This window comes from Sphingobium ummariense RL-3, from assembly GCF_000447205.1.
GTDB lineage: Bacteria > Pseudomonadota > Alphaproteobacteria > Sphingomonadales > Sphingomonadaceae > Sphingobium > Sphingobium ummariense.
Map to the genome: position 1 here is coordinate 53286 of NZ_AUWY01000118.1, position 25771 is coordinate 79056.

The following is a 25771-nucleotide window of genomic DNA, read 5'->3' on the forward strand; positions in this document are numbered from 1 at the left end:
TCCGTCGCCCCTATATAAGGCGATCCGATCAGATAATGTCCTCGGACTGGGCCAGTTCCGCCAGGCGGCGATCATGGTCCATCTTCAGCCGATGGGCCCGTTGCTGCTCGGCGAAGGTTTCCTCGGTGAGGTTGTCCTTCGCACGCCTGGTGGCTTCCGCCAGTGCCGTCTCTAGCTCCGGTCCCTGCGCCATCACCCGGATAGCCTCGTTAAGGTCGCGCAGGGCGCGATCCGAGTCGGCGGCTGTCCTGTGAGGGGTGAATGTGAACGTGTCGGCCCGGAGCATCCCCTTAGCCATATTATACACTTCACCTTGCCCCAATATGGTAAGGAGGCCATCGGTTTCAACTGTTTCTTTGCCGAAGGACGCGGCGATCATCGCTTCGAGCAACCGGGCGAGGTGCGGGTCTGCAATCCGCAGGCTGCAAAGCGCCTCGCGATGGATGACGATCTGCTCGGGATGGCGCAGCAGGCTGGCGAGAATGGCGCGCAGCAAGCGTTGCTCCATGCCGCTGGCGCCGATCGCGTGGGCCTCCTTCCCAACGGGTGGTAGGGGTGGTTTCCAGTTGCCGCGCCGGTCCCGCTGCCACCCCTGGCCTCTTTGATGGCGCGGGGAGGGCGAGGCGGCGGGACGGGCGAAGAACAGCGCGTCATAGCGCTCCCGAAAGGCCTGGACATAATGTGCCTTCACATCTGGGTGCTGGATTGCACCCGTGTGGGCAGCGAGCCGCTGCTTGAGCGCTGCTCGTTGCTCGGGCGTGTCGAGCGGCACGGTGTTCTGCTCATGCCGCCACAGCCGCTCGACCAGCGGCTCGGCTGCTGCCAACACCGCTTCCATGGCACCTGGCCCCTCGGCGCGGATCAGGTCGTCCGGATCCTGGCCCGTGGGGAGGGTGGCGAAACAGAGGCTCAGTCCAGGCCGCAGCAGGGGCAGGGCGCGTGCCGCGGCGCGGATCGCAGCCTTCTGTCCCGCCGTGTCGCCGTCAAAGCAGAGGATCGGCACGTCGGCCATCTTCCACAACCGCTCGATCTGATGTTCCGTGAGCGCCGTGCCGAGCGGCGCGACCGCTTCTGCGAAGCCCGCCTGCGCCAGGGCGATCACGTCCATATAGCCTTCGACCACGATGATGCGGCCGGCGCTCCTACTGGCAGGGGAGGCGCGGTCGATATTGTAGAGCGTGCGCCCCTTGTCGAACAACGGGGTGTCCGGCGAGTTCAGATATTTGGGTTCGCCCGTCCCAAGGATTCGCCCTCCGAAGGCGATCACGCGACCCCTGATGTCGCGGATGGGGAGCATGAGGCGGCCGCGGAACCGGTCGTAGCTTTCACGTTCTCCCTCGGGGTCGATCAGGAGACCGGCTTCGATCAGCATCGGCTCGCCGAAATCGCGCAGCGCGGTCTTGAGCTTGCCGCGAGCGTCGGATGAATAGCCTAATCCGAACGCCCGGCGCGTCGCATCGGTAATGCCCCGCTTGTGAAGATAGGCGCGCGCGTCCGCACCATCCAAGCCGCCGAGTTGATCCTCGAAGAAGCTTTGCGCAGCGGCCATGGCCTCGTGCAGCCCCTTCGCCTGCTCTGCTCGTTTCGCCGCGCGGGGATCGGCGGCCGGTACCTCCATGCCGGCGGTGGCGGCCAGTTCCTTCACCGCCTCCATGAACGGCAGGCCCCGATGATCCGTCATCCAGCGGATGGCGTCGCCATGCGCCCCGCAGCCGAAGCAATGATAGAAACCCTTCTCGTCATTGATCGTGAAGCTGGGCGTCTTTTCGTTATGAAAAGGGCAACAGGCCTTATATTCGCGCCCGGCCTTCTGCACCTTCACCGTCTTGCCGATCAGCGTCGACAGTGACGTCCGCGCGCGCAGCTCGTCCAGCCATTGAGGAGAAAGGCTCATCGCCCGGTCACGTCAGGAAAGCGCTGCCTTCACCAGCCCGCTCGCCTTGCTCATATCCACGACGCTGCCGTGCCGTTCCTTCAGCACCGCCATGACCTTGCCCATGTCCTTGACGCTCGCCGCGCCGACCTCGGCCTTGATGCTCTCGATCGCGGCCTTGGTCTCCTCCTCGGTCATCTGCGCGGGCAGGAAGCTCTCGATCACGTCCAGTTCGGCCTGCTCCTTCGCCGCCAGCTCCTCGCGTCCGCCGCTTTTGAACATGTCGATGGATTCGCGGCGCTGCTTCACCATCCTCTGCAGCACCTCGACCACAATCGTGTCGTCATCGGGCACGCTCGATGCGGTGCGCAGCTCGATGTCGCGGTCCTTCAGCTTGGCGAGGATCAGGCGCACGGCGGCCAGGCGATCCTTGTCGCCGGCCTTCATGGCTTGGACCTGGGCGCTCTTGATGGTCTCGCGAATCATGGGCGATGAAATCCTGTGTCTTGCGGAAAGAAGTAGATATAGCGGCAAAAGAGATTTTTAACAGACGTTGACCTTCGGGGCCTGCGGGCATAGGTGACCGGCCGTTTAACCCGCATCAGACGGGTTCCCGCAAAAGCATAAGGAACCGCAGACCATGGCTGACGCCAAGACCCTCACCGTGCCCAAAGGAGCGACAGGGGTCGTGGTTTTCGCCGATGGTAGCGCGGTGTTCGGCCGCGGTTTCGGCGCTGTGGGCGAGGCGGTGGGCGAACTCTGCTTCAACACGTCCATCACCGGCTATCAGGAGATCATGACCGATCCCAGCTACGCCGGCCAGATCATCAACTTCACCTTCCCCCATATCGGCAATGTCGGCACCAACCTGGACGATGTGGAGGCTGACAACCCTTACGCGCTGGGCTGCATCGTCCGGCAGGACGTAACCGCGCCCAGCAATTTCCGCAATGTGGAACCCTTCGACCAGTGGATGCGCGAACATGGCCGCATCGGCTTGGCCGGCGTGGACACGCGTGCGCTCACCCGGCTCATCCGGGTAAAAGGCGCGCCCAACATTGTCATCGCGCACGATCCCGAAGGCCAGTTCGATCTCGCGGCACTGGCCGCGAAGGCAGCGGCTTGGCCGGGGCTGGAGGGCATGGATCTCGCCATCGAAGTTACCGGCAAGGAAAGCCGCCTGTGGAAAGACGGCGTATGGCGGCTGGGCTTCGGCTATGGGCTGAACGAGGCGGGGGAGGAGCGCCCGCATGTCGTCGCGATCGACTATGGCGCGAAGAATAATATCTTCCGCAATCTGGTGAAGGCCGGTGCGCGCGTCACCGTGCTGCCCGCCACCGCGACCTTTGAACAGGTGATGGAACAGAAGCCCGACGGCGTGTTCCTCTCCAACGGTCCGGGCGATCCCGCCGCGACCGGCGCCTATGCCGTGCCCGTCATCGCCGCGCTGCTAGACCGAAATGTCCCGATCTTCGGCATCTGCCTCGGCCACCAGTTGCTGGGGCTGGCTGTGGGCGCGAAGACGATCAAGATGCATCAGGGCCATCGCGGCGCGAACCATCCGGTCAAGCGCCTGTCGGACGGACTGGTCGAGATCACCAGCATGAACCACGGCTTCGCGGTCGATGCCGACACGCTGCCCGACAACGTGAAGCCGACCCATATATCGCTGTTCGACGGCAGCAATTGCGGCATCGAACTGACCGACAAGAACGCCTTCTCAGTTCAATATCACCCCGAAGCCTCGCCGGGGCCGCAGGACAGCTTCTACCTGTTCAAGCGGTTCGTGGAGAGGTTGAAAACGGCGTGACCATGGTTTTGCCTTTGCTCTTGCAGGCAGCCGTTCCACAGGAGCCTGCCGATCAGCCCCAGATTGTTAGTCAAGCAATGCTCGACCATTTCTCTGCCGATTGTGGGACGCCTAAAAAGTGGCTGCGACACCGAGGCGCGAACACGGTTCAATTTCAGCCGTCGAGACGCGCAAGATATGCGCAGGTAGATTGCCTATTGCAGCATCTAAAAGACAGCAAAGTTCCGATGAACCTTGGTTTCGTCGGCAATGAAGCCCTTCCAGACGCCGGAAAACAATAATGCCCAAACGCACCGACATCTCCTCCATCCTCATCATCGGCGCGGGGCCGATCATCATCGGCCAGGCGTGCGAGTTCGATTATTCGGGCACGCAGGCGGTGAAGGCGCTCAAGGAAGAGGGCTATCGCATCATCCTGGTCAATTCCAACCCGGCCACGATCATGACCGACCCGGAATTCGCCGACGCGACCTATGTCGAGCCGATCACGCCGGAAATCGTGGCGAAAATCATTGAGAAGGAACGCCCCGACGCGGTGCTGCCGACCATGGGCGGGCAGACGGCGCTCAATACCGCGCTGGCTCTGTTCAACGACGGCACGCTGGAGAAATATGGCGTCAAGATGATCGGTGCCGATGCGGAGGCCATCGACAAGGCGGAGGATCGCCTGAAATTCCGCGACGCGATGGACAAGATCGGGCTGGAAAGCGCCCGCTCGCGCATCGCGCACACGATGGAAGAAGCGCTGGAAGCGCTGGAGTTCACCGGGCTCCCCTCGATCATCCGGCCGAGCTTCACGCTCGGCGGCACGGGCGGCGGCGTTGCCTACAACAAGGACGAGTTCAAGCAGATCGTGGCCGCCGGCCTCGACGCCTCGCCCACGACCGAGGTGCTGATCGAGGAGTCGCTGCTCGGCTGGAAGGAATATGAGATGGAGGTCGTGCGGGATCGCAACGACAATGCCATCATCATCTGCTCGATCGAGAATGTCGATCCGATGGGCGTCCATACGGGCGATTCCATCACCGTCGCGCCGGCGCTGACGCTGACCGACAAGGAATATCAGATCATGCGCAACGCGAGCATCGCGGTGCTGCGTGAAATCGGCGTGGAAACAGGTGGTTCCAACGTGCAGTTCGCGGTCAATCCGAAGGATGGCCGCCTGATCGTGATCGAGATGAACCCCCGCGTCAGCCGCTCCTCGGCGCTGGCGTCGAAGGCGACCGGCTTCCCGATCGCGAAGGTCGCGGCCAAGCTGGCCGTCGGCTACACGCTGGACGAGATCGAGAATGACATCACCGGCGCGACGCCCGCCAGCTTCGAGCCGACCATCGACTATGTCGTGACCAAGATCCCGCGCTTCGCCTTTGAGAAGTTCAAGGGGGCCGAGCCACTGCTGGGCACCGCGATGAAGTCGGTCGGCGAGGTCATGGCGATCGGCCGCAACATCCATGAATCGATGCAGAAGGCGCTGCGGGGGCTGGAAACGGGCCTTTCCGGCTTCAATCAGGTCGATCATCTGGTCGGCGCCCCCAAGGACGACATCATCGCGGCTTTGTCCCAGCCGACGCCGGACCGCCTGCTGGTCGCTGCGCAGGCGCTGCGTGAGGGCCTGACCGTCGCAGAGATCCATGCGATCGCCAAGTTCGATCCCTGGTTCCTGGAGCGGATCAAGGAGATCGTCGACGCAGAGGCAGAGGTGCTGGCTAACGGCCTGCCGCAGGATGCCGAAGGGATGCGTCGGCTCAAGTCGATGGGCTTTTCCGACAAGCGGCTCGCCTGGCTGGCGCTCAAGTCCGCGAATCTGCGCGGCATGGAGCGCGGCATCGCACGCGGCAGCGGCCTGATCCACGAGGCGGTCAAGGCCATGACCGGCGGCGTTACCGAGGAAGAGGTCCGCAAGCTGCGTCACAAGCTGGGCGTTCGCCCGGTCTTCAAGCGCATCGACACCTGCGCAGCCGAGTTCGAGGCGAAGACGCCCTATATGTATTCCACCTACGAAGCCCCGATCTTCGGCGAGCCGGAGAATGAGGCGCAGCCCAGTGACCGGCAGAAGGTCGTTATCCTGGGCGGCGGCCCCAACCGCATTGGTCAGGGCATCGAGTTCGACTATTGCTGCGTCCATGCCTGCTTCGCGCTGGCCGAGGCCGGCTATGAGACGATCATGGTCAACTGCAATCCGGAGACGGTGTCGACCGACTATGACACGTCGGACCGTCTCTATTTCGAGCCGCTGACGGCCGAGGACGTGCTGGAGATCCTGCATGTCGAGATGTCGCGCGGTACGCTGGCCGGCGTCATCGTCCAGTTCGGCGGACAGACGCCGCTCAAACTGGCGCAGGCGCTGGAGGATGCGGGCGTGCCGATCCTGGGCACCAGCCCCGACGCCATCGACCTGGCCGAGGATCGCGAGCGCTTCGCGGCGCTGATCGACAAGCTGAAGCTCAAGCAGCCGGCCAACGGCATCGCTCGCAGCCGGGAGGAAGCGATCGCGGTCGCCAACCGCATCGGTTATCCGGTGCTGATGCGTCCTTCCTACGTCCTTGGCGGCCGGGCGATGGAGATCGTCGACGGTCAGGCGCAGCTGGAGGAATATATCACCACCGCTGTCCAGGTTTCGGGCGATTCGCCGGTGCTGATCGACCAGTATCTGCGCGACGCGGTCGAGGTGGACGTGGACGCGCTGTGTGACGGTGATGACGTCGTGGTCGCGGGCGTGCTCCAGCATATCGAGGAGGCAGGCGTCCATTCGGGCGACAGCGCCTGCTCGCTGCCGCCTTACAGTCTGTCGGATGACATCATCGCGGAAATCGAGCGGCAGGCCGACGTGCTTGCCCGTGCGCTTTCCGTGCGTGGCCTCATGAACATCCAGTTCGCGGTCAAGGACAACACCGTCTATCTGATCGAGGTCAACCCGCGCGCCAGCCGCACTGTCCCCTTCGTCGCCAAGGCGATCGGCACGCCCATCGCCAAGATTGCCAGCCGCGTGATGGCCGGCGAGAAGCTGAAGGATTTGCCGAGAATCGACCGCAACGCCATTTCGCATGTCGCGGTCAAGGAAGCCGTCTTCCCCTTCGCGCGCTTCCCCGGCGTCGATCCTGTCCTCTCGCCGGAAATGAAGAGCACGGGCGAAGTTATGGGAATCGATAGTGATTTCGCCACCGCTTTCGCCAAGGCGCAGATCGGCGCGGGCACCATGCTGCCGACCAGCGGGACCGTGTTCGTCTCGGTCAAGGACAGCGACAAGCCGGTGATCCTGCCGGCCGTGCAGAAGATCGCCGCGATGGGCTTCACCATCATCGCGACCGGCGGCACTGCCAGCTATCTGGAAGCGGAGGGGATCGCCGTCCAGCGCGTCAACAAGGTCGCCGAAGGCCGCCCGCACATCGTCGATCGCATCACCGACGGGGAGGTGCATCTCATCTTCAACACCACCGAAGGCTGGCAGTCGCTGAAGGATAGCAAGGCGATCCGCACGTCGGCGCTCCGTGCGAAGATCGCGAGCTTCACCACCGCCGCCGCCAGCGTCGCCGCCGCTGACGCGATAGAGGCCTTGCAGGCCCGCGCCCTTGAAGTGCGTTCGCTCCAGTCCTATTATCCAGGGTCGCAAGCCTGATCCCCTGCACAAGGAATGCACGCTGCGGGTGGCCTCATGTCGGGGCCGCCAAAGGGAAGTTTTGACGAAGGATTTGCAAGAATGGCGACCGTCGAGAAGATGCCGATGCTGCAGGTGGGCTATGACAAGCTCAATGGGCAGCTCCGCGAGCTGAAGGCGGAACGTCCGCTGATCGTGGACGCCATCGAGGAAGCTCGCGCGCACGGCGACCTGTCGGAGAACGCCGAATATCATGCCGCCAAGGAGCGTCAGGGCCAGGTAGAGGCGACCATTGCCGATCTGGAGGACAAGCTGTCGCGCGCCCAGGTCATCGATCCAAAGACTCTGTCCGGCGACAAGGTGATCTTCGGCGCGACCGTGACCTTGCTGGACGAGGACGACAAGCCGGTCCGCTATCAGATCGTGGGCCAGGCGGAGGCGGATGCCAAAATGGGCATGATCAGCTATTCGAGCCCTCTGGGCCGTGCGCTGATCGGGCGCCAGGTCGGCGACGAGGTCGAGGTATCGGTTCCTTCGGGCGATAAGTTCTACCTCGTCGAAAAGATCGAGTTCATCTGATCCCGTGAAGCTGCCCGCCGGCCGCCTGACCGATGGGGTCGCGGCGATCACCTTCGTCGCGTTCCTGCTGCTGACCTTCAGCGGGCAGGTCGATAATGTCGCGATCGTCGCCGGTTTCATTCCGGCGCGCATTGGTGATCCTGCTTTGCTGGACGGCATGGCGGCCGTGCCGGTCTGGCTTACGCCTCTCAGTTGCACGCTGGTCCATGCCAACTGGCTGCATGTCGGCTTCAACCTGCTGATGCTCGTCTTTTGCGGACGGCAGGTCGAGCATGTGCTGGAAAAAGGCGCGACGCTGCTGCTTTATGTCGTCGGCGCTTATGGCGCGACGTTCGCGCAATGGGCGGTCGATCCCGGCTCGACGAATCCGATGGTAGGCGCCAGCGGCGCCATTTCCGCTGTCATGGCCACCTATGCCTTGCTTTACAGCCAGCAGAAGGTGAGCCGGCTGGGACCTCTGTCTGCCAGCACCGTGCGATTGCTTTGGCTTGCCGGAGGGTGGATCGTGCTCCAGGTCATGATCGGCATCGCTACCTCCGGCGGATTGGAAGGTCTCGGCCGGATCGCGGTGGCCGCCCATATTGGCGGTTTCCTGGTGGGACTGGCGCTGACCCGACCTCTCCTGCGGTGGCGTTTTCGCAAGCGGCAGCAGCCCCAGTCCTGACGTTCAGGTGCTGCGGTTACGCGGGCTTCGGCAGGTCGGGTTGAAGCAGCCGGTGAAGATGAACGATGACGTAGCGCATTTCCGCATCGTCCACCGTCCGCTGGGCCGCGCCGCGCCATGCCTTTTCCGCTGAATTATAATCGGGATATACGCCGACCAGATCGATCGACGAAAGGTCATCGAATTCCAGCGTTTGGGGATTGCTGACGCGCCCGCCCATTACAAGGTGCAGCTTGCTCATGATGTTCCGATATTCTCCCATGGGTGAAGCGCGACAGTAGCAGTGCTGCCGCGCCCATCCAAGGGGAACCGCCACTTTCAGCGGAAGGCCGGTGACTATCGGCGGGGCAGGCGCGCCCGCACGGCTTCGCTGAAGGCATCGATCCTGTCGGCGATGAGGGACGTCACATCCTCCGCAAGGCGCGACGCCTTGCCGCCGAGATCGGCCGAGGCGGCAGTGTCGCGGGCGGCGGAGACGGCATCGCCGGCATTTTCCCTCGCGGCATCCAATACGGTGCCGGCGCTTTCCCTGATCGTCTGCGCGCCTTCCGTCGCTGCCGCCCGGGCGGCCATGGCCGCCTCGACCATGCGCGAGCCGGCTGTCGTGGCCAGGGCAGGGATCGCCTTTATGACGGCCCGGCTCTTCGGGAACATCCATGCGATCACCGCCCCCGCGGCTACGGCGCCGGCGACGGCTGCGATGGGATGTTCCTGGATGATCTCGTTCGCGCGGGTGGCAGCCCGCTGCGTGCGATCGCGTGCACCGGCATAGACGTCGCCAGCCTTGTCGCGGCTCGTTTGCAGCAGGTCACCGGCGCCTTCTCGCGCCTTTTCGGTCGTTTCGCGGATTCGGCCGGATGCGGTTCCGGCGATGTCGTTGGCGGCCTCACGGGCTCGATTCAGCTGCGTGCGAATATCAGACATCGTCACTCTCCGGTTTGCGGTTCCTCAGTCGAACGTACAGCCGTCCGAAAAGTGCCGCCAGCGGGCGACGCGCCAGATAGGCCAGCAATGCGGCGGCCGCTGTTCCGATCGCGATCGGCCGCTGACGTGCCTTTGCGGCCATCCTGCCGACGACGTCGGCAGCCTGCGCCTGGGCGTCTTGCTTGAGTCGGGCGGGGGTGATGCGATCTCTGGCCGCCTGGGCGCTGGTGAGGAAATGCGCCCGCGCTTCCCGGGCACGCGCGGTCGCCGCTTTGTAGTCCGCTTCCCCGCTCATGGCGTGATCGCTTTTTTCATACATTCGATCCGGGCCTTCGCCAATAGCAGAAGCACGAGCGTGGCCAGCAGGGTGCCACCAACCACGGCAAGGGTGGCCCATAGCGGGCCGATGCTACGTTCGAGGGTGAGGATCAATCCCACCAGCAACGCCACGATCGCGGAAAACAGGAGAATGAGTGCCACGAGAGCGAGAACGGCTGCATCGCGCACGCCGGTGCCGAGGATGCCCGCCCGCAGCCTCTGTCGGTCCATTTCCGCAGAGGCGTAAGCCCGACCGTCGGAATAGAGCCGGGCAAGGGTGTCCCGCACGGACTCGTCCAGCGCTTCAGCCTGCGGCATCGCCGGATCGGCTGCATCATCCGTCAAGAAAAACCTCCGCCCTGCTTCTGGGATGCGTATGCGACCTGAAGCCGTGTCGGGCTTCTTCCTTAGTCGTTGTCGTCAGGGCCCTTGGCAAGCCGCATCAGGACGAAACCGACCACAGCCGCCGCGCCGATTGCCACAGCGGGGCTCTTGCGGACGAAATCCCGCGCCTCCGCCATCAACTGATCGACATCCTTGCTGTCCAGCGTTTTGGCCGCGCCGGCCACCGATTCCGCCGCCTGCCGGGCATAGTCACCATATTGTGGACCCAGCTTGGCATCGACCGTGCCGGCCGTGTCGGAGATCAGCTTGGCCAAGCTCTGCATGGCCCCGCCGGTCTTGTCCTTCGCTACGGTTGCGGCTGACTTTGCGGTCTTGCCCGCCTGTTCCTTCAGCGGATCGATACGCGCCTTCCAGTCAACGGACTGCAGCTTTTCCGAGGCGGCCTTGGCGGCCTTTTCCGCCTGCGCCTTGAGCGGTGCGATCTGCGCCGCAAAGCTATGGGAGGCAGCGCCATTGCCGGACTTCGCCGCCGGAGCTTTGCGCGTGGCGGCCGTCTTGACGGGGGCAGCCTTCACCGGCGCTGGCGAGGTCCCGGCCTTGGCGGGCTTCGCTTTGGCGGGCTTGGCAGCGTCGGATTTCCTGCCGCGCTTGACGGGCGGCGTTTCCGGGGTGTCGGCCATGGTCAAGAGTCTCCTTCCAGATCGGCATGGCCCATCGCTGCATGAAGCAGCAGGGCCTTTCCTACCCCAATGCTTCGCGATGACGACAGTTCCGATGCCGTTACTATTTTGAGCATCGGCATTTTTGAGCGCCGCGCAACCCCCTGCATTGCCAAGCCGCAAGGTGGTGGCTAAGCGAAGCCCGAAAACGGCCCAGCAGCAGTTCAGGGAGCGACCATGACCGCTATTCTCGACATCCACGCCCGCCAGATCCTCGACAGCCGTGGAAATCCCACGGTCGAGGTGGACGTCATGCTGGAAGACGGCAGCTTCGGCCGTGCTGCTGTACCCTCTGGTGCGTCCACCGGCGCCTATGAGGCGGTGGAAAAGCGGGACGGGGACAAGAGCAAATATCTGGGCAAGGGCGTGCTCGCCGCGGTTGCCGCGGTCAATGACGAGATTGCCGAGCAGATCATCGGCCTGGATGCAGAGGATCAGGCGGAGGTCGATGCGGCGATGATCGCCCTCGATGGCACGGAGAACAAGTCGCGCCTGGGCGCCAACGCGATCCTGGGCGTCAGCCTGGCGACGGCAAAGGCGGCCGCAGACGCGCGCGGCCTGCCGCTCTACCGCTATGTGGGCGGGGTGAACGCCCATGTGCTGCCGGTGCCGATGATGAACATCATCAACGGCGGCGAGCATGCCGACAATCCCATCGATTTCCAGGAATTCATGATCATGCCGGTCGGCGCGGAAAGCCTTGCCGACGCCGTCCGCATCGGGTCCGAGATCTTCCACACGCTCAAGAAGGGCCTGCATGACAAGGGGCTCGCGACCTCGGTCGGTGACGAGGGCGGCTTTGCGCCGAACATCGCCTCGACCCGGGATGCGCTCGACTTCATCATGCTGTCCATCGAGAAGGCGGGTTACAAGCCGGGCGATGACGTCGTGCTGGCGCTGGACTGCGCCGCGACCGAATTCTTCAAGAACGGCAAATATGAGATTTCGGGCGAAGGCCTTTCGCTCTCGCCGGTCGAAATGGCCGATTATCTCGCTGCGCTGACGGCAGACTATCCCATCAAGTCGATCGAGGATGGCATGAGCGAGGACGATTTCGAGGGTTGGAAGGCGCTGACCGACAAGATCGGCGGCTCGGTCCAGCTTGTCGGCGACGACCTGTTCGTCACCAACCCGGCGCGCCTGTCGATGGGCATCGGCAAGGGGCTCGCCAACTCGCTGCTGGTGAAAGTGAATCAGATCGGCTCGCTGACCGAGACGCTGGCTGCCGTCGATATGGCGCACCGCGCCCGTTACACCGCCGTGATGTCGCACCGCTCGGGCGAAACGGAGGACGCCACGATTGCGGACCTCGCCGTCGCGACCAATTGCGGGCAGATCAAGACCGGCTCGCTCGCCCGGTCCGACCGGCTCGCCAAGTACAACCAGCTCATCCGAATCGAGGAAGAACTGGGCGATGTCGCGCTCTATGCCGGCCGTTCGATCTTTCGCTGAATAACATCCTGAATCGACTGGCCGCACATTAACGCTTTTTCGCTTGCGGCCAGCCGAATCCTGTGATTCACCGGAAGTATGGCGCAACTCGCTAAGCTTCGTTCCCTGCTTTTTTCGACATTCGGTCCGGCCGTCGCGGTTCTGCTCCTGCTGTTCTTCGCGGGATATGTCGTGCTGGGCTCGAACGGCGTGCTTGCTTGGGGCGATTATAGCCGCCAGCTGCGCAATGCCCGGCAGGAACTGAAGCGCGTCGAGGCGCATCGCGCTGAAATGCGCAATCGCGTCGATCTGCTGAATCCCAGGCGTGTCGACCCAGATCTGAGCGATGAACTGATCCGCCGGCAGCTGGGCGTCATCCATCATGACGAAGTGGTCGTTCCGCTCGGCTGATCCCATCATGCGGGGCCGCAGGCGTTGCATTGCGGGTGCTTCTGCCTCTATATCGGGGGCCCTTCCATCCCTACCCACGCAAAAGGATAAGAGCCTTGGCGAAACCTACGACGCCGCGTCCTCCGCGCGCACAGGCAAAGGCAGACAGCCCCGCCGCCGCGGACCATAACCGGCCTCGCCCCGCAGACCCTGCCGACTATGAAGCCACCAAGGAAGAGCTGCTGGAATTTTACCGGCAGATGGTGCTGATCCGCCGCTTCGAGGAAAAGGCCGGCCAGCTCTACGGCCTGGGCTTCATCGGCGGCTTTTGCCATCTCTACATCGGCCAGGAAGCGGTCGCCGTCGGCATCCAGTCGGCCTTGGAGGTCGGCAAGGACAGCGTTATCACCGGCTATCGCGATCACGGCCACATGCTGGCCTATGGCATCGATCCCAAGCTGATCATGGCGGAGCTGACCGGCCGCGAGGCGGGCATATCCAAGGGCAAGGGTGGCTCGATGCACATGTTCAGCGTCGAGCATAAGTTCTATGGCGGGCACGGCATTGTCGGCGCGCAGGTATCGCTCGGTGCCGGACTGGGCTTCGCTCACAAATATAATGGCGACGGTGGTGTGTGCGTCGCCTATTTCGGAGATGGCGCGGCGAACCAGGGCCAGGTCTATGAAAGCTTCAACATGGCAGAGCTGTGGAAGCTTCCGATCATCTTCGTGATCGAGAACAACCAATATGCCATGGGCACCAGCGTCAATCGTTCTTCGGCCGAGGACCAGCTCTATCGCCGCGGCGAAAGCTTCCGCATACCCGGCATCCAGGTCAACGGCATGGATGTGCTGGCGGTGCGCGGCGCGACCGAGGAGGCGCTGCGCTGGGTGAAGGCGGGCAACGGCCCCATCCTGCTGGAGATGAAAACCTATCGCTATCGCGGTCACTCGATGTCCGACCCTGCCAAATATCGTTCGCGCGAGGAAGTGCAGGCGATGCGCGACAAGTCCGACCCGATCGAGGGCGTGAAGAAATATCTGGCCGAGGCGGGCGTCAGCGAGGACGACCTCAAGAAGATCGACCAGGACATCCGCAAGATCGTGAGCGACGCCGCTGACTTCGCAGAAAGCTCGCCCGAGCCTGAAATGTCCGAACTCTATACCGACGTGCTGGTGGAGCAATATTAATGGGTATCGCAATCAAGATGCCGGCGCTCTCGCCGACCATGGAAGAGGGCACGCTGGCCAAGTGGCTGGTGAAGGAAGGCGACGAGGTCAAGTCCGGTGACATCCTGGCCGAGATCGAGACCGACAAGGCGACGATGGAATTTGAGGCTGTCGACGAGGGCAAGATCGGCAAGATCGTCATTGCCGAAGGAACCGAGGGCGTGAAGGTCGGCACCGTCATCGCGGAAATGGCGGGCGAAGGCGGCGAAGCCGCTGCTGTGCCCAAGGCGGCGGAGAGTGCCCCGCCGGCCCAGCCGGAAGCAGCGCCCGAAGCGCCCAAGAAAGCCGAGAGCGGTACGTCCAAGCTCGCTTCGGAAGCCAAGGCGACCGTTGCCGATCCGGACCTGCCCGAAGGCACGGAGTTCGTGAAGACCACCGTCCGCGAAGCATTGCGCGACGCCATGGCAGAAGAGATGCGCGCCGATGAGCGCGTTTTCGTGATGGGCGAAGAAGTCGCCGAATATCAGGGCGCCTACAAGGTCACGCAGGGCCTGCTGGAGGAATTCGGCGCCAAGCGCGTGATCGACACGCCGATCACCGAATATGGCTTTGCCGGCATCGGCGCGGGCGCGGCGATGGGTGGCCTCAAGCCCATCGTCGAGTTCATGACGTTCAACTTCGCCATGCAGGCGATCGACCACATCATCAACTCTGCAGCCAAGACCAACTATATGTCCGGCGGCCAGATGCGTTGCCCGATCGTCTTCCGCGGCCCCAACGGCGCGGCGAGCCGTGTCGCGGCCCAGCACAGCCAGAATTATGGTCCCTGGTACGCTGCCGTTCCCGGCCTGATCGTGATCGCGCCCTATGACGCCGCCGATGCCAAGGGCCTGCTCAAGGCGGCGATCCGTTCGGAGGATCCGGTCGTGTTCCTGGAGAACGAGCTGGTTTATGGCCGCAGCTTCGACGTGCCCAAGGTCGACGATTATGTCCTGCCGATCGGCAAGGCGCGGATCGTGCGCGCGGGCAAGGACGTGACCCTGGTCAGCTATTCGATCGGCGTCGGCGTCGCGCTGGAAGCCGCCGAGAAGCTGGCGGGCGAGGGGATCGAGGCGGAGGTCATCGACCTGCGCACGCTGCGCCCGCTCGACACCGCGACGGTACTGGAAAGCCTGAAGAAGACCAACCGACTGGTAGTGGTCGAGGAAGGATGGCCGACCTGCTCGATCGCTTCGGAGATCGCAGCGGTGGTGATGGAGCAGGGCTTCGATGATCTCGATGCCCCGGTCCTGCGCGTCACCAACGAGGATGTGCCGCTGCCTTATGCCGCCAACCTGGAGAAAGCCGCGCTGATCGACGCCGCCCGCGTGGTCGAGGCGGTGAAGAAGGTGACCTATCGGTAAAAAGGAGGAGGGGGTGGCTAAGGCCTGTGGACATTCAGGATTCCCACGCTGCCTGATTTCTGATTCAGGATTCCCAAGGGGAGTTCTGAATGGACGAGCAGCGATTTGTGGTGACGGATGGGATATGGGCGCGCGTTGAACCCCACCTTCCCGGCAAGAAGAGCGATAGCGGTGTGACGGGTAAGGACAATCGCATGTTTTTAGAGGCGGTTCTCTGGCGTGTGCGCACCGGTCTTCCATGGCGGGATCTGCCGCCGGAATTCGGCAATTGGAACAGCGTGTTCCGGCGCTTCCGACGATGGGCGAAGGGTGGTGTTTTCGAACGTCTTTTCAGAGAGATCCGCGGCGAGCCGGATTTTGAATACGCGCTGATCGACGGTACTATCGTTCAGGCTCACCAGAAGGCGAGCGGCGCAAGGGGGGGACTCACGCTCAGGCCATCGGGCGCTCGCGCGGCGGACTGACCACCAAGATCGTGGCGCTGGTCGATGCGCTTGGAAACCTGTTCAACCTTGTTCTCCTGCCGGGTCAGGCTCATGACCTGAAAGGCGTCGCACCGCTGATCGAGGACGTAGCATTCGATGCGCTTCTGGCCGACAAGGCCTTCGATGCTGACTGGCTGCTTGCCGAGTTGGATGTGCGCGGCGCGAGCGCAGTCATTCCGCCCAAAGCGAACCGCAAGATCAAGCGCAATTACGACCGGCATGCCTATAAGTGGCGACACCTGGTCGAGAACTTCTTCGCGAAGATCAAGGAGTTCCGAGCCATCGCTACGCGCTACGAGAAAACTGCCTGCAGTTACACCGCCAACTGGCACCTCGTCGCGACAATCCTCGCCGCGAAGTGAATGTCCACAGGCCTTAGATGGTCGCCCCCTTTTTCTTAGGACGTGAAATAGTTGCAGGTCGCCTTTGCGTTTGCGGCAAGATTCTGGCCATTCTGCAGGGTCTGAAGCGTGCGGTCGCGGACCGAAAAGGCAGAGGTGTATTTGACCGTGCCGATGTTGAAGAAGCGCCGCGTCATCAAAGGCTGATAATCGTAGAAGATCTGCACGATGATAACCGGATTGCCAGGTTTGGCCGTGATTTGTCTGCCAGTTTCTCCGATCGGATTTGTCAGGACCGCACCTTCGGACCCTATGGTGTCGGCTGCAGGGACGTTGTTTTTCGTACCTTTGCAGCGCTGCCATGTGATTACCTGATCCGTGGTGGGAGTGGTGGTGGCGGCATTGTCCTCCACGGTTGAGATGATGATCCGTCCGTTGGACGTCAGGTTAAGACTGCCGCTGGCGAGCTTGGCACCAGTGATGATGTCATTGATATCATTTTCGTCGATCCGGTCACGCACGCGCGCCACGCCGTCTGCGACCATGCTGGTAATCGAACTGATCCTTGCATGGGTGATCGCTAGATTCGCCATTTCCGCGCCTCCGAGCGTCAGCAGGAGCATGAACGGCACCGCATAAGCGAATTCCACGAGAGCCAGACCGGCTTCATCACGGCAAATCCTGCGCATCAGCATTGTGGCGGGCTGGATCGTCGCCATCGTCAGACTCCGCATTTAATGGGCGGGTCGACGATGCCCGCATAGGGTTCGTTGCGCATGAAGGTCGTACGCGTGATTGTCACGGACCGGCTCATCCCTAACAGATAGGGAGCAGGGGAGATGCGGTCATACGTCACGCTCACCTGATAGCGAACAACATCCTCGGCGGTGCCGATCCCCGATGCGCCCTGACTTGCCGTATCGTAGACGTTGTTCCTGTTGTCGTCGATGAAACAGTCAGGTCCATTCTTATCGTACACGCCATTGCCATTGACATCCGTGGTCAGCTTCTCCGGCTTACCGATCTTGTTATAGGTCAGGAAGTTGGCCGAAGTGATCTGAATGTTCTGACCGCTGGCGATGCCTTTCAGCTGTTGGTTGATATAGGCCTGGATGGTGGAAGCCGTCGCATCTTCGAGCGTGGCCATGCGCGCCGCGGAGTTGACCGTGCCTTGCACCAGCGCCGTCGCATAAGCCTGATAGGCAAGGTCGATGCCACCGAAGATCAGAAAGCATAGCGGCGCCGCGACCACGGCAAATTCCACCACCGTGACACCTCGTTGGTCGGAATGAAGCTGCCTGAACAGTGCGCGCATCATTCGCCCAGCCTCAGATTGCCGACCTTGTCGGAAATGCGCTTGAATGCATTTGCCAGATCGGTCGCGTTGCTGACGTTGATATACTGGCTGGTGTTGGTCGCGCATGCCTTGACCTCCGCATCCGGCGTCGCGCCAGAAAGCACACCGATGACCCAGACATCGATATTATAAGGGTCCGATTTCGCCATGGAGCAGATCAATTGAAGACGGCGTCTATGGATCGCCTCCAGATTGGTGTCCGATGTGCCGGCCGAAGCCGTCCTGCCCGCATATTTCGCGACGCCGTAGGCGGTGTAGGCATCCCTGAACGCCTGATAATTACCATCGGTCATCAAGACAATCGTGCGGCGGACCTTCACATTATTGAACTTGTCGGGATTGTCCGCGCCGAAAATGCCGTCATTGGCGATCAGCCGGAGCCCCCATATCATGCCGATGTCATGGTAGGTGCCGCCGTCTCCCTGCGTAAGAGTATCGACCTGCCCGTCGAATTCCGCCTGGCTGGCCCATGCCTTCAGGCGCACGGCAGGCTTCGGGCAAGCGGCTTTATAATAGCTCGAACCGGTTACAGATCCCATCGACTGTTCGCCCGACGTCGAAAAATCGTATGGCGCCCAGCGAGTGGCATCACTGTCCGGAATCTTTGATACGTTGAGATCGTACGCGTCGCTCGGAATGGTGGTGCTGGTCGAAGTGAGCGCAGTGGAGGTGCTTCGCTCCTCAATGCAACCACTCCAAGTGCTGTCCATCCAGGAAGTTGACCAAGAGGTGGCAGTCTTGAGGTTTCCGCTTCCATTCCGGTATCTGTAAGATGTCAGGACGTAGTCCGAATTAACGGCGCGTATCAGTTTCCCTACATTGGTCGTAATCGAGAAGGGGACGAAACCTATACGCATGCGAAGATTTTTCGATTCGAGCGCCAACTGCGCGGGCCGCAAATTGGTGTACAGCGTCTTCAACGCATTGCGCATCTCCAGCATCTTCGACTTGTCTGTGCCCGAAGTCGGCTTTTCCGTTTCCTGAGCGCAGTTAGTGTCCTTAAGATAGCAGTTCATCGAGCCCGTGGTGTCCAGCACCAGCATCAGGTCGGTGTTGACATAATACTCCTCGCCCAGGCACTCGACGCTCACGCGCATGTCGTTGATACCGACGATCCGCAGCAGGGTAGTGGGAACGGAAGTCGTCGCTTCAAGGTGGAGCTGACCGTCTTGCAGGCTGGACGCGACGTGATTGGGGGCAGTCGCGTCCGTGGTGGACATGGCAGCGGATTCCATCAATCGGGTCGGGAAATTGAAGTTGAAATAGCGCAGAGCTTCGTCTTTATCGGCCTGGGTGAGTACCGTGCCACTCATCGAACGCCGGCCCGCCAAGGCGCCGGCGTCGCAGGCCTGCTGCAAACGCGCCTTCACCAGGTAGGTTCGGCTGAAGTCGACGCCTGCGCCGACGACAGCGACCAGGGGGATCAGCGCCGCCGCAACGATGGCCAGCGTATTGCCTGCGCGATCGCGCATGAGCCGCGTGAGAAATCCCATATGATGCGTGTTCATCTTGCCCATTTGCCCGCAACCACCCATGTCGCACCCATGCCCCCCTTGGAAATGGGCCGGGCAGCTTGCCGGCTTATGCATGGGCTCCGGTTAGAATCTGTATGAGGAAGATGGTTAAAGGTCCGATAATCTGCACAAGCGGCCCCGCATCGAGGTGTATTATGAAGGTGCCTGACGACGCGCTTTCGCCGATGGGGGCGGTGCTTGCGGCATATGCGGGTGCTGGGGTGGATCCACATCGCGCCATATGGGCCTTTGATGCGCGTCTGGCGCAGGTAGTGCGAACCACCAAGGAAACCGCCATTGGACAAATGCGGCTGGCTTGGTGGAACGATGTCCTGGACGACCCCGGCGGAAGCAAGGGGCGGGGCGAACCGCTGGTGGATGCGCTCCGGGCGACGGGCGTGATCGGCGCGGAGGGGCTGGTTGCGATGATCGACGGATGGGAAATCGTGCTGGTGGAGCCGGAGATGGATGCCGCATCCCTGCACGCTTATGCGGCTGGTCGGGGCGGCGGGTTGTTTCGCGCACTCGCCGATACATCGGACCCACCAAGCTGGCTGGATATTGCGGGGCAGGTTTGGGCACTCTGGGATCTGGCGGGCCATGTGGGTGACTCCGCGCTGGCGGGCGCGGCACTTGCGCTGGCGTCCGATCTCCTGCCGCAGGCAGCGGCTGCCCGATGGCCCAGTGCCTGGAAGCCGCTGCGCATTGCCTTCACGATGGCGCGGCAGGATGTGCTGGCAGGCTGTGGCGCTCCTACCGGCATGTCGCGTAGTCACGCGCTGCGGCTGCTGCGGATCGCTCTTGTCGGGCGCTAGCGCATCGGGATAGGCTCCTTTCGGGAGGACGAGGCATGGGCAGAAGTCTGGCAGCCGGAATGGCGACCCTGCTGCTGGTGGCCGCTGGCCTCTTCTGGTGGCAGGGGCGTGCCCGAGAGCAGCCCATTCCGCCGTTTGTTGCCGCGGCCGCGCCTCCGCCCCCGGTCGAAGGGCTGCCCGAAGGCGATCCCGACGCGGTCGGGGACGCGCCGCCGATGCCGGGGGAAGCCAGCCCGCAGAGCCGGGAGCAGAAGCGCTTCGCCCGGTATGACCGCAATCGCGACGGCGTGATTACCCGGATCGAGATGCTGGGCAGCCGCACCAGGGCGTTCAAGGTGCTCGACAAGGACGGCGACAATCTGCTGTCCTTCGAGGAGTGGGCTGTCGCCACCTCCGACCGTTTCGGTGCGGCCGATGCGGACAAGGACGGGAAGCTGACCCCTGCCGAATTCGCTGCCACGGCCCCGAAGCGCGTGGCGACGCCGAAATGCAGATGCTAGCGGAGGTCAGGCGGTTTCCATCTCCCCCAGCCATTCGCCCAGCGATGCCCGCGCCCGCGCGGTATAGGCTTCCTTGCGGCTCTTCTTCTTGACGTCGGAGAGGGGCGGGAACAGGCCGAAATTGACGTTCATCGGCTGGTAGTCCGCGGTTTCGACATTGCCCGTCACATGGCCCAGCAGCGCGCCCAGCGCGGTGTCGGCGGGCGGCGGCGTCAGCATCCGCCCCAGCAACTCCGCCGCGGCGAAGCGGCCGGCGAGCAGGCCGATCGCGGCGCTCTCCACATAACCTTCGCACCCCGTCATCTGGCCGGCGAAGCGGATATGGGGCGCTGACTTCAGGCGCAGCGTGGAATCGAGCAACTTGGGCGACTGGATGAAGGTGTTGCGGTGCAGGCCGCCGAGCCGGGCGAACTCCGCCTTCTCAAGGCCGGGGATGGTGCGGAACAGCGCCACCTGCGCGCCATGCTTCAGCTTGGTCTGGAAGCCGACCATGTTCCAGAGCGTGCCGCTGGCATTGTCCTGCCGCAGCTGGACCACGGCATAGGGCCAGCGCCCGGTGCGCGGGTCATCCAGGCCCATGGGCTTCATCGGGCCATGGCGCAACGTCTCCGGCCCGCGCGCCGCCATCACCTCGATCGGCATGCAGCCCTCGAAATAGGGGGTGCTGGCCTCCCATTCCTTGAATTCGGTCTTCTCGCCGTCCAGCAGCCCCTGGACGAAGGCCTGATACTGGTCCTTCGTCATCGGGCAGTTGATATAGTCCTTGCCCTCGCCGCCGCCGGGGCCGACCTTGTCCCAGCGGTTCGCCATCCAGCATTTGTCCATGTCGATGCTGTCGAAATGGACCACTGGTGCGATCGCATCGAAGAAGGCGAGATGCCCCATGCCAGCCGCTTGCCCGATGCTGTCGGCGAGCGCTGGCGTGGTCAGCGGGCCGGTAGCGACGATGGTCATGCCGTTCGCGGGGAGCGTGTCGATCCGCTCGCGCACGATCTCCACATTGGGGTGGTCGGCCAGCGCGCGGGTGACGCCATCGGAAAAGACATGGCGGTCGACGGCGAGCGCGGAGCCGGCGGGCACCTTGGCGGGCTCCGCCTGCGCCATGATGAGCGAGCCGAGCCGCCGCATTTCCTCATGCAGCAGGCCCACGGCATTCTTGTCGGCGTCGTCGGAGCGGAAGCTGTTGGAGCAGACGAGTTCGGCGAGGCCATCGGTCTGGTGCGCGGGGGTCATGTCGCCGCTGCCGCGCATTTCCGACAGGCGCACCCGGATGCCGGCCTGCGCCAGCTGCCACGCGGCTTCCGACCCGGCGAGGCCGCCGCCGATGATATGGACCTGATGGTGGGGCACGGTGATCTTCGGATCTCTCAATTGTTGACGGGCGCCCGCCGCCAGTGGAGCATCGCGCCGCCCGGAGCAAGGTTTAGCGGATCGAGGCGGTGTAGGACAGCGGCGAGTGACGGCGGTTCGGCGCTGCGAAGGCTGCGAAGTATACAGTGTTGCAGAGTTTGGAAATGCGTCGGAACGGGGTTGGCAGCCGCACTTCGCAATAGGAGATTTTTTGCGAAACGCACCTTGCCCACCGCCCACCGCCCACCGCCCACCGCCCACCGCCCACCGCCCACCGAATGGCACAACTATGGCTAGGCCAGGCGCAAAAGCCGCTGGTCACGGTGATTAAATGCGAGCTCGCTCTCGTGTCCTGTCCCATACCGATGAACCACAAAGAGGCTGCGCGGTGCTGTCAGGCGAACTGCACCAGACTTTGGGGTTATAGAGGATAGGGCGGCGGGATGCCCCGTCCTCGCAAGCCCGCCAGCCCATTTCGGTACTTCAACTCCTCGCTGAATTGCAGGTGGCCAACAAGACGATGAAGGCCCTGTCAGGTCGGGACAAGGACGAAGTGCTGGAGATCTACACCGCCGATACGGATCAGATGAGACTAGCGGACCAGACTGTCACCATTGTTGGCGCGCTGGAAGATGCACAAGAATCACCAGGCTGCTTCGAGCGAATATCGCTTCACGGCGCACGATTGATTCATCTCACCTTGGTTCAAGGTGAGAAAAATAACTGGGATGAGAAGCGCAGAAATACTAGGATTTCTGGAAGAGTGTGGCTCCCCTCGTGGGAGACATTTCGAACTTTTTCCGACTTCCAACTGTCGAGTCAAGGCAGTTGGTCGCGCGCTATCGCGCCGCATTTAAGAATGCCGCGTCCTAAAGATAATCATCATATTTAAAATTTGCGCGCTACACTCTACAAGTGTGGTGCGCCATTTGCATTTTGTTGGGAAGAATCGAACTGTCCCTGCCTTGGCCGTCCGGAAAGGTTGTATTTTAAGCATGACTTGGCACATGACATTCCAGCGGCAGTTCAAGACGCATTAGCATCCTGTAGCACGGTCCGCTCGAAGCCAAGGAGCCCTGTTGGACGAGAGCGGCAGTTCAGGCCCCTGGCGGAACTTGTGGCACATCCGTTCCCGAACCGCAGGCAACATGCCTCGTTCGTTCATCCAGTTCACATGTTCAAAGAGCAGGTCCGAGCCGGATGCGCTCGAAACCTGGACCATCTGATCGAACAGGCAGTTCAGAGCCCCGGAGGGTCTGTGGCACATCCGGCCTTTTCATCTGATCCATTAGCACCATGCAGCAGCCCGATTCGCGGCGCAAGGGGTAGGGCACTGAAGTGCCGAATGTGCAGATTTCTGCCCTTTTGGGCCGGATGATGCGCATGTGCCGGATACGGTGCATTGGGGTGGGGTGGTGCCGAATGCGTGCCAGAAGGAATGTTGCGCGTCGGCGAGGATGAGGAAGCTATTCCTTTGATTCTGCCTCTGATCTGCTGGCGCGAGCGCAATGCGGCTTCTGCTGAAAACACAAGCAGGAGCAATGCGTTGGCAAGACCAGTAAGAGCATCGAGACGGTTCGGACGGCGGAGCGCCAGGGACATGAAGGTGCCCCATGCGCTTCGCGGCGGCCAAATCTGACTGATATCTTCGTGATCTGCACCGTCTTTCGGAAGAAGATATGGTGGCACTTACTAACGAAAAAGCGCTCACAACCTCTCATCATTCCGCAATATGGCATGCCAATGAGAAAAATGTCGGCGATATGTGAAGAATATTGCCCGATTGACTCTGTTAATGGCATGCCATAGGCTAGCGATGGGAAGGCCGTTACGAGCTTTCACACCAGAATGAAATGGTCCTGCGCTCGACGGGAGGGGGAGAAAAATGAAGGGCTTTTCCATAGCCGGATTGGCTGCGACCTTGTGCGCATCTGCAAGTGGCATTTCGACCGGTGCATTTGCACAGTCTCGCGTGTCGGGAGTTGCCCCAGCTGAAGAGCAATCGACAACTGATGGCTCAGGCGTTTCCGAAATTATCGTGACCGCGCAGCGGCGAGAGCAAAGCCTTCAGAAAGCGTCTCTGACAATTCAGGTGGTGCGAGGCGATGACCTGATCCGGTCCGGCGTCACCGATGTCTCTTCGCTGCAGAAGCTGACCCCGGGCGTCAACATCGGCATGACGGGCGGTAATGGCCAGATATTCATCCGCGGGGTCGGGGATTTTTCCGTCAGTCCGCTTTCCAGTCCCGGCGTCGCGTTCAACGTCGATGGCGTTTATGTGGGCCGCCCCGATGGTGTAAACGGCTTCTTCTATGACGTTGCCCGCATCGAAGTTCTCAAAGGCCCGCAAGGCACTCTTTATGGCCGCAACGCGAACGGCGGATCGGTAAACCTGATAACCAACGATGCCCGGCTTGGCGCGCGCACGTTGGACCTCAACATGCAGGCCGGCAATTACGACCTCATTCAGACCAGTGGAGCCGTCAACCTGCCCGTCGGACAGAATGCAGCGATCCGTGGCGCATTCAACTTTGTGCATCGTGACGGTTATCTCTCCGACGGCTCGAACGACGACGCGCAGCGGTCCGGCCGGCTGCGTTTCCTGTGGGAGCCCAATGCCGACATCACGGTCCGCCTGAGCGGAGATTACACGCATCTTGGCGGCAAGGGCAATGATATGGTGTATCTGCCTCGCCGTCCCGGAGCCAGCCCCTATGAAGCGCAGTCGTCGGCGGCGGCGAATGCTTACCTGGATACGCTTGGGCCGCTCGCTCCCCTGCTCAAGGACATTGCCGATGACAACTTTCGCGATACGACGCTGTACGATTTGAGCGCTCAGCTTGACTGGAAGCTTTCCTTTGCCACGCTCACCTTATTGCCCGCCTATCGTTACCTCGACTCGAACTATTCCGATCATTTCGCGGAGCGCTATGAATCGCGGGTCAAGACACGGCAGCGTTCGCTTGAAGCGCGTCTAGGCAATGCTTCTAGCGCGCTGACATGGGTTATCGGGGGATATTATTTTCGGGAAAGCTCGCCGGGCGGCGTCGTCCTGGTCGACGGCGGCAACATCCTCCAGAACTATCGGATACTCTACAAGCCTTTCACCGAATCCTACGCCGCGTTCGGCCAAGCGACGGTCAGCCTGACAGACTCCTTCCGCCTGATCGGCGGTATTCGCTACACCCATGAGAAGCGCTCGCTGTCAGGCTCGATCAACGATCAGGCACGTACGCCTCCTGTCGTGCTCGAGAACTTCGGTGGCCGGAAGTCCTTCTCCGGAACAACCTACAAGGTCGGAGCCGAATTGGATCTCACACCACGGAACATGCTCTACGCCACATACAGCACCGGCTTCAAATCAGGCGGCTTTTCGCAGACGATCGAACCCCTCAACGTCTACAAGCCCGAACGATTGTTCGCGCTCGAGATCGGCTCGCGGAATCGCTTCCTTGATAATCGTCTTCAGGTGAACCTCAGTGCATTCCACTGGAAGTACAAGGATATCCAGGATTCGCGGGTCAACTTCGACGCCTTGAACAACGTCAATTTCATAACCTTCAATTCCGGCGATGCGACCCTTTATGGCGGTACCCTGGATATTGTGGCGCGTCCGTCCTCCTCGGATACTATCACGTTGGCCGGCGAATATGTGCATTCGCGTTACGATCGCTTCTACTTCCGCACGCCGGTGCCCTTCTTGCAACCGGGCAGCACGGGTTGCCCGCTGAGCGGACCGTTCGCGCCGGGCGCTACTTTGCCCTATGCAGATCCCAGTGGGAGTACGACCAACAACGGGCCGCTGCCCGTGATCGTGGGCGACTGTCGCGGGTTCCAAATGGCAAGGGTACCAAAATTCACCGGAACCGCATCCTATCAGCATAATTTCGCGATGCCCAATTCGGCCAACCTGACGCTCGGCGGAAGCGTCACCTATTCCTCGGGGCGCTGGATCACCATCGACTTCATTCCCGCCGCGCGGCAGGATGCCTATGCTGTCGTCGATGCCGACCTCACCTATCACGCCGCCGATGACCGTTGGTCCGTCGGCATATTCGGCCGGAATTTGACGAAAACCGTCTATTATAATGGCGGCGTTCAGGCGAGTTTCGTCGGTGGACTTTTGGCAGCGGATATCGCCGCCCCGCGCACCTACGGCATCCGCGCCAACTTTCGGTTCGGATCCTGA

Annotated in this window: 24 protein-coding genes and 1 pseudogene; 14 read left to right on the forward strand and 11 right to left on the reverse strand. The window is 62.1% G+C overall.

Going from position 1 to position 25771, the window contains the following annotated elements:
- Positions 1 to 28: 28 nt before the first annotated feature.
- Positions 29 to 1894 carry a DNA primase gene (gene dnaG, locus M529_RS42320; RefSeq protein WP_021319282.1) on the reverse strand — a complete coding sequence of 622 codons (1866 nt, stop codon included), beginning with the start codon at positions 1892 to 1894 and terminating at the stop codon, positions 29 to 31.
- 12 nt (positions 1895 to 1906) lie between these two features.
- Complete coding sequence (locus M529_RS42325; RefSeq protein ID WP_021319283.1) at positions 1907 to 2359, reverse strand: GatB/YqeY domain-containing protein; 453 nt, start codon at positions 2357 to 2359, stop codon at positions 1907 to 1909.
- A 154-nt stretch (positions 2360 to 2513) separates the two neighbouring features.
- On the opposite strand from M529_RS42325, the gene carA reads away from it, so the two are divergent.
- The 5 genes from carA (at position 2514) to M529_RS42345 (ending at position 8521) form a co-directional block, all read left to right on the forward strand.
- Positions 2514 to 3683, forward strand: a complete 1170-nt coding sequence (carA, locus tag M529_RS42330; protein ID WP_021319284.1) for a glutamine-hydrolyzing carbamoyl-phosphate synthase small subunit — start codon at positions 2514 to 2516, stop codon at positions 3681 to 3683.
- On the forward strand, positions 3680 to 3964 hold the full coding sequence (locus M529_RS49810) for a class II D-tagatose-bisphosphate aldolase, non-catalytic subunit (RefSeq protein ID WP_161626369.1): 285 nt from the start codon (positions 3680 to 3682) through the stop codon (positions 3962 to 3964). Before carA ends, M529_RS49810 begins: the two co-directional genes overlap by 4 nt.
- Entirely contained in the window at positions 3964 to 7299 is a 3336-nt protein-coding gene (gene carB / locus M529_RS42335) for a carbamoyl-phosphate synthase large subunit (protein WP_021319285.1), read from the forward strand. The genes M529_RS49810 and carB overlap by 1 nt, the downstream gene beginning before the upstream one ends.
- An 81-nt stretch (positions 7300 to 7380) precedes the next feature.
- Positions 7381 to 7857 (forward strand): transcription elongation factor GreA, encoded by a 477-nt coding sequence (greA, locus tag M529_RS42340; protein ID WP_021319286.1) that lies wholly within the window; start codon positions 7381 to 7383, stop codon positions 7855 to 7857.
- Between the two features lie 4 nt (positions 7858 to 7861).
- Positions 7862 to 8521 carry a rhomboid family intramembrane serine protease gene (locus tag M529_RS42345; protein WP_021319287.1) on the forward strand — a complete coding sequence of 220 codons (660 nt, stop codon included), beginning with the start codon at positions 7862 to 7864 and terminating at the stop codon, positions 8519 to 8521.
- 16 nt (positions 8522 to 8537) lie between these two features.
- On the opposite strand, the gene M529_RS42350 is transcribed toward M529_RS42345, so the two are convergent.
- The 5 genes from M529_RS42350 to M529_RS42370 all read right to left on the reverse strand — a co-directional run bounded on the left by M529_RS42350 (position 8538) and on the right by M529_RS42370 (position 10788).
- The gene (locus M529_RS42350) at positions 8538 to 8762 is read right to left on the reverse strand and encodes a DUF4170 domain-containing protein (protein ID WP_031295326.1); all 225 of its coding nucleotides are present in this window, start codon (positions 8760 to 8762) and stop codon (positions 8538 to 8540) included.
- Between the two features lie 95 nt (positions 8763 to 8857).
- Positions 8858 to 9445, reverse strand: a complete 588-nt coding sequence (locus M529_RS42355) for a DUF883 family protein (protein WP_021319289.1) — start codon at positions 9443 to 9445, stop codon at positions 8858 to 8860.
- The gene (locus M529_RS42360; protein WP_021319290.1) at positions 9438 to 9740 is read right to left on the reverse strand and encodes a hypothetical protein; all 303 of its coding nucleotides are present in this window, start codon (positions 9738 to 9740) and stop codon (positions 9438 to 9440) included. Before M529_RS42360 ends, M529_RS42355 begins: the two co-directional genes overlap by 8 nt.
- Positions 9737 to 10108, reverse strand: a complete 372-nt coding sequence (locus tag M529_RS42365; RefSeq protein WP_031295328.1) for a phage holin family protein — start codon at positions 10106 to 10108, stop codon at positions 9737 to 9739. The genes M529_RS42360 and M529_RS42365 overlap by 4 nt, the downstream gene beginning before the upstream one ends.
- A gap of 62 nt (positions 10109 to 10170) precedes the next feature.
- Positions 10171 to 10788 (reverse strand): hypothetical protein, encoded by a 618-nt coding sequence (locus M529_RS42370; RefSeq protein WP_021319292.1) that lies wholly within the window; start codon positions 10786 to 10788, stop codon positions 10171 to 10173.
- A gap of 216 nt (positions 10789 to 11004) precedes the next feature.
- Here M529_RS42370 and eno point away from each other — a divergent pair, with 216 nt between their 5' ends.
- From eno to M529_RS48605, 5 genes and pseudogenes are all read left to right on the forward strand, one after another.
- Positions 11005 to 12279: a phosphopyruvate hydratase gene (eno, locus tag M529_RS42375; protein ID WP_021319293.1), complete on the forward strand. Its 1275-nt coding sequence runs from the start codon at positions 11005 to 11007 to the stop codon at positions 12277 to 12279.
- Positions 12280 to 12357: 78 nt separating this feature from the next.
- Positions 12358 to 12669 (forward strand): FtsB family cell division protein, encoded by a 312-nt coding sequence (locus tag M529_RS42380; protein ID WP_021319294.1) that lies wholly within the window; start codon positions 12358 to 12360, stop codon positions 12667 to 12669.
- A gap of 95 nt (positions 12670 to 12764) precedes the next feature.
- Positions 12765 to 13838 (forward strand): pyruvate dehydrogenase (acetyl-transferring) E1 component subunit alpha, encoded by a 1074-nt coding sequence (pdhA, locus tag M529_RS42385; RefSeq protein ID WP_021319295.1) that lies wholly within the window; start codon positions 12765 to 12767, stop codon positions 13836 to 13838.
- Positions 13838 to 15220, forward strand: coding sequence for a pyruvate dehydrogenase complex E1 component subunit beta (locus tag M529_RS42390; RefSeq protein ID WP_021319296.1), 1383 nt, complete (start codon positions 13838 to 13840; stop codon positions 15218 to 15220). The genes pdhA and M529_RS42390 overlap by 1 nt, the downstream gene beginning before the upstream one ends.
- An 89-nt stretch (positions 15221 to 15309) precedes the next feature.
- Positions 15310 to 16067, forward strand: a pseudogene (locus M529_RS48605) (IS5 family transposase).
- Between the two features lie 35 nt (positions 16068 to 16102).
- Here the strand turns inward: M529_RS48605 and M529_RS42405 are convergent.
- Genes M529_RS42405 through M529_RS42415 form a run of 3 tightly spaced genes read right to left on the reverse strand, consistent with a single transcriptional unit; the run spans position 16103 to position 18992 of the window.
- The gene (locus M529_RS42405; protein ID WP_021319297.1) at positions 16103 to 16765 is read right to left on the reverse strand and encodes a TadE/TadG family type IV pilus assembly protein; all 663 of its coding nucleotides are present in this window, start codon (positions 16763 to 16765) and stop codon (positions 16103 to 16105) included.
- A 2-nt stretch (positions 16766 to 16767) separates the two neighbouring features.
- Complete coding sequence (locus M529_RS42410; RefSeq protein WP_021319298.1) at positions 16768 to 17364, reverse strand: TadE/TadG family type IV pilus assembly protein; 597 nt, start codon at positions 17362 to 17364, stop codon at positions 16768 to 16770.
- Positions 17361 to 18992 (reverse strand): TadE/TadG family type IV pilus assembly protein, encoded by a 1632-nt coding sequence (locus tag M529_RS42415; protein WP_084491252.1) that lies wholly within the window; start codon positions 18990 to 18992, stop codon positions 17361 to 17363. Before M529_RS42415 ends, M529_RS42410 begins: the two co-directional genes overlap by 4 nt.
- Before the next feature lie 80 nt (positions 18993 to 19072).
- On the opposite strand from M529_RS42415, the gene M529_RS42420 reads away from it, so the two are divergent.
- Entirely contained in the window at positions 19073 to 19732 is a 660-nt protein-coding gene (locus tag M529_RS42420) for a hypothetical protein (protein ID WP_021319300.1), read from the forward strand.
- Between the two features lie 35 nt (positions 19733 to 19767).
- Positions 19768 to 20232: an EF-hand domain-containing protein gene (locus tag M529_RS42425; protein WP_031295332.1), complete on the forward strand. Its 465-nt coding sequence runs from the start codon at positions 19768 to 19770 to the stop codon at positions 20230 to 20232.
- Positions 20233 to 20238: 6 nt separating this feature from the next.
- Here M529_RS42425 and trmFO read toward each other — a convergent pair whose 3' ends face one another.
- A complete protein-coding gene (gene trmFO, locus M529_RS42430; protein WP_021319302.1) occupies positions 20239 to 21582 on the reverse strand; it encodes a methylenetetrahydrofolate--tRNA-(uracil(54)-C(5))-methyltransferase (FADH(2)-oxidizing) TrmFO in 1344 nt (447 codons plus the stop codon).
- 505 nt (positions 21583 to 22087) lie between these two features.
- On the opposite strand from trmFO, the gene M529_RS49405 reads away from it, so the two are divergent.
- Positions 22088 to 22474, forward strand: coding sequence for a hypothetical protein (locus tag M529_RS49405; RefSeq protein WP_152522642.1), 387 nt, complete (start codon positions 22088 to 22090; stop codon positions 22472 to 22474).
- 993 nt (positions 22475 to 23467) lie between these two features.
- Positions 23468 to 25771 (forward strand): TonB-dependent receptor, encoded by a 2304-nt coding sequence (locus tag M529_RS42435; protein ID WP_084491253.1) that lies wholly within the window; start codon positions 23468 to 23470, stop codon positions 25769 to 25771.

What these genes read in the sequence shown, in the direction of transcription:
- dnaG (WP_021319282.1), bottom strand. Translation starts at nt 1,894, where the DNA reads ATGAGCCTTTCTCCTCAATGGCTGGACGAGCTGCGCGCGCGGACGTCA.
- greA (WP_021319286.1), top strand. Translation starts at nt 7,381, where the DNA reads ATGGCGACCGTCGAGAAGATGCCGATGCTGCAGGTGGGCTATGACAAG.
- eno (WP_021319293.1), top strand. Translation starts at nt 11,005, where the DNA reads ATGACCGCTATTCTCGACATCCACGCCCGCCAGATCCTCGACAGCCGT.
- M529_RS42380 (WP_021319294.1), top strand. Translation starts at nt 12,358, where the DNA reads ATGGCGCAACTCGCTAAGCTTCGTTCCCTGCTTTTTTCGACATTCGGT.
- M529_RS42360 (WP_021319290.1), bottom strand. Translation starts at nt 9,740, where the DNA reads ATGAGCGGGGAAGCGGACTACAAAGCGGCGACCGCGCGTGCCCGGGAA.
- M529_RS42435 (WP_084491253.1), top strand. Translation starts at nt 23,468, where the DNA reads ATGAAGGGCTTTTCCATAGCCGGATTGGCTGCGACCTTGTGCGCATCT.
- M529_RS42350 (WP_031295326.1), bottom strand. Translation starts at nt 8,762, where the DNA reads ATGAGCAAGCTGCACCTTGTAATGGGCGGGCGCGTCAGCAATCCCCAA.
- carA (WP_021319284.1), top strand. Translation starts at nt 2,514, where the DNA reads ATGGCTGACGCCAAGACCCTCACCGTGCCCAAAGGAGCGACAGGGGTC.
- M529_RS42355 (WP_021319289.1), bottom strand. Translation starts at nt 9,445, where the DNA reads ATGTCTGATATTCGCACGCAGCTGAATCGAGCCCGTGAGGCCGCCAAC.
- M529_RS42405 (WP_021319297.1), bottom strand. Translation starts at nt 16,765, where the DNA reads ATGGCGACGATCCAGCCCGCCACAATGCTGATGCGCAGGATTTGCCGT.
- M529_RS42410 (WP_021319298.1), bottom strand. Translation starts at nt 17,364, where the DNA reads ATGATGCGCGCACTGTTCAGGCAGCTTCATTCCGACCAACGAGGTGTC.
- M529_RS42390 (WP_021319296.1), top strand. Translation starts at nt 13,838, where the DNA reads ATGGGTATCGCAATCAAGATGCCGGCGCTCTCGCCGACCATGGAAGAG.
- M529_RS42325 (WP_021319283.1), bottom strand. Translation starts at nt 2,359, where the DNA reads ATGATTCGCGAGACCATCAAGAGCGCCCAGGTCCAAGCCATGAAGGCC.
- carB (WP_021319285.1), top strand. Translation starts at nt 3,964, where the DNA reads ATGCCCAAACGCACCGACATCTCCTCCATCCTCATCATCGGCGCGGGG.
- M529_RS42370 (WP_021319292.1), bottom strand. Translation starts at nt 10,788, where the DNA reads ATGGCCGACACCCCGGAAACGCCGCCCGTCAAGCGCGGCAGGAAATCC.
- M529_RS42415 (WP_084491252.1), bottom strand. Translation starts at nt 18,992, where the DNA reads ATGCATAAGCCGGCAAGCTGCCCGGCCCATTTCCAAGGGGGGCATGGG.
- M529_RS42425 (WP_031295332.1), top strand. Translation starts at nt 19,768, where the DNA reads ATGGGCAGAAGTCTGGCAGCCGGAATGGCGACCCTGCTGCTGGTGGCC.
- M529_RS42420 (WP_021319300.1), top strand. Translation starts at nt 19,073, where the DNA reads ATGAAGGTGCCTGACGACGCGCTTTCGCCGATGGGGGCGGTGCTTGCG.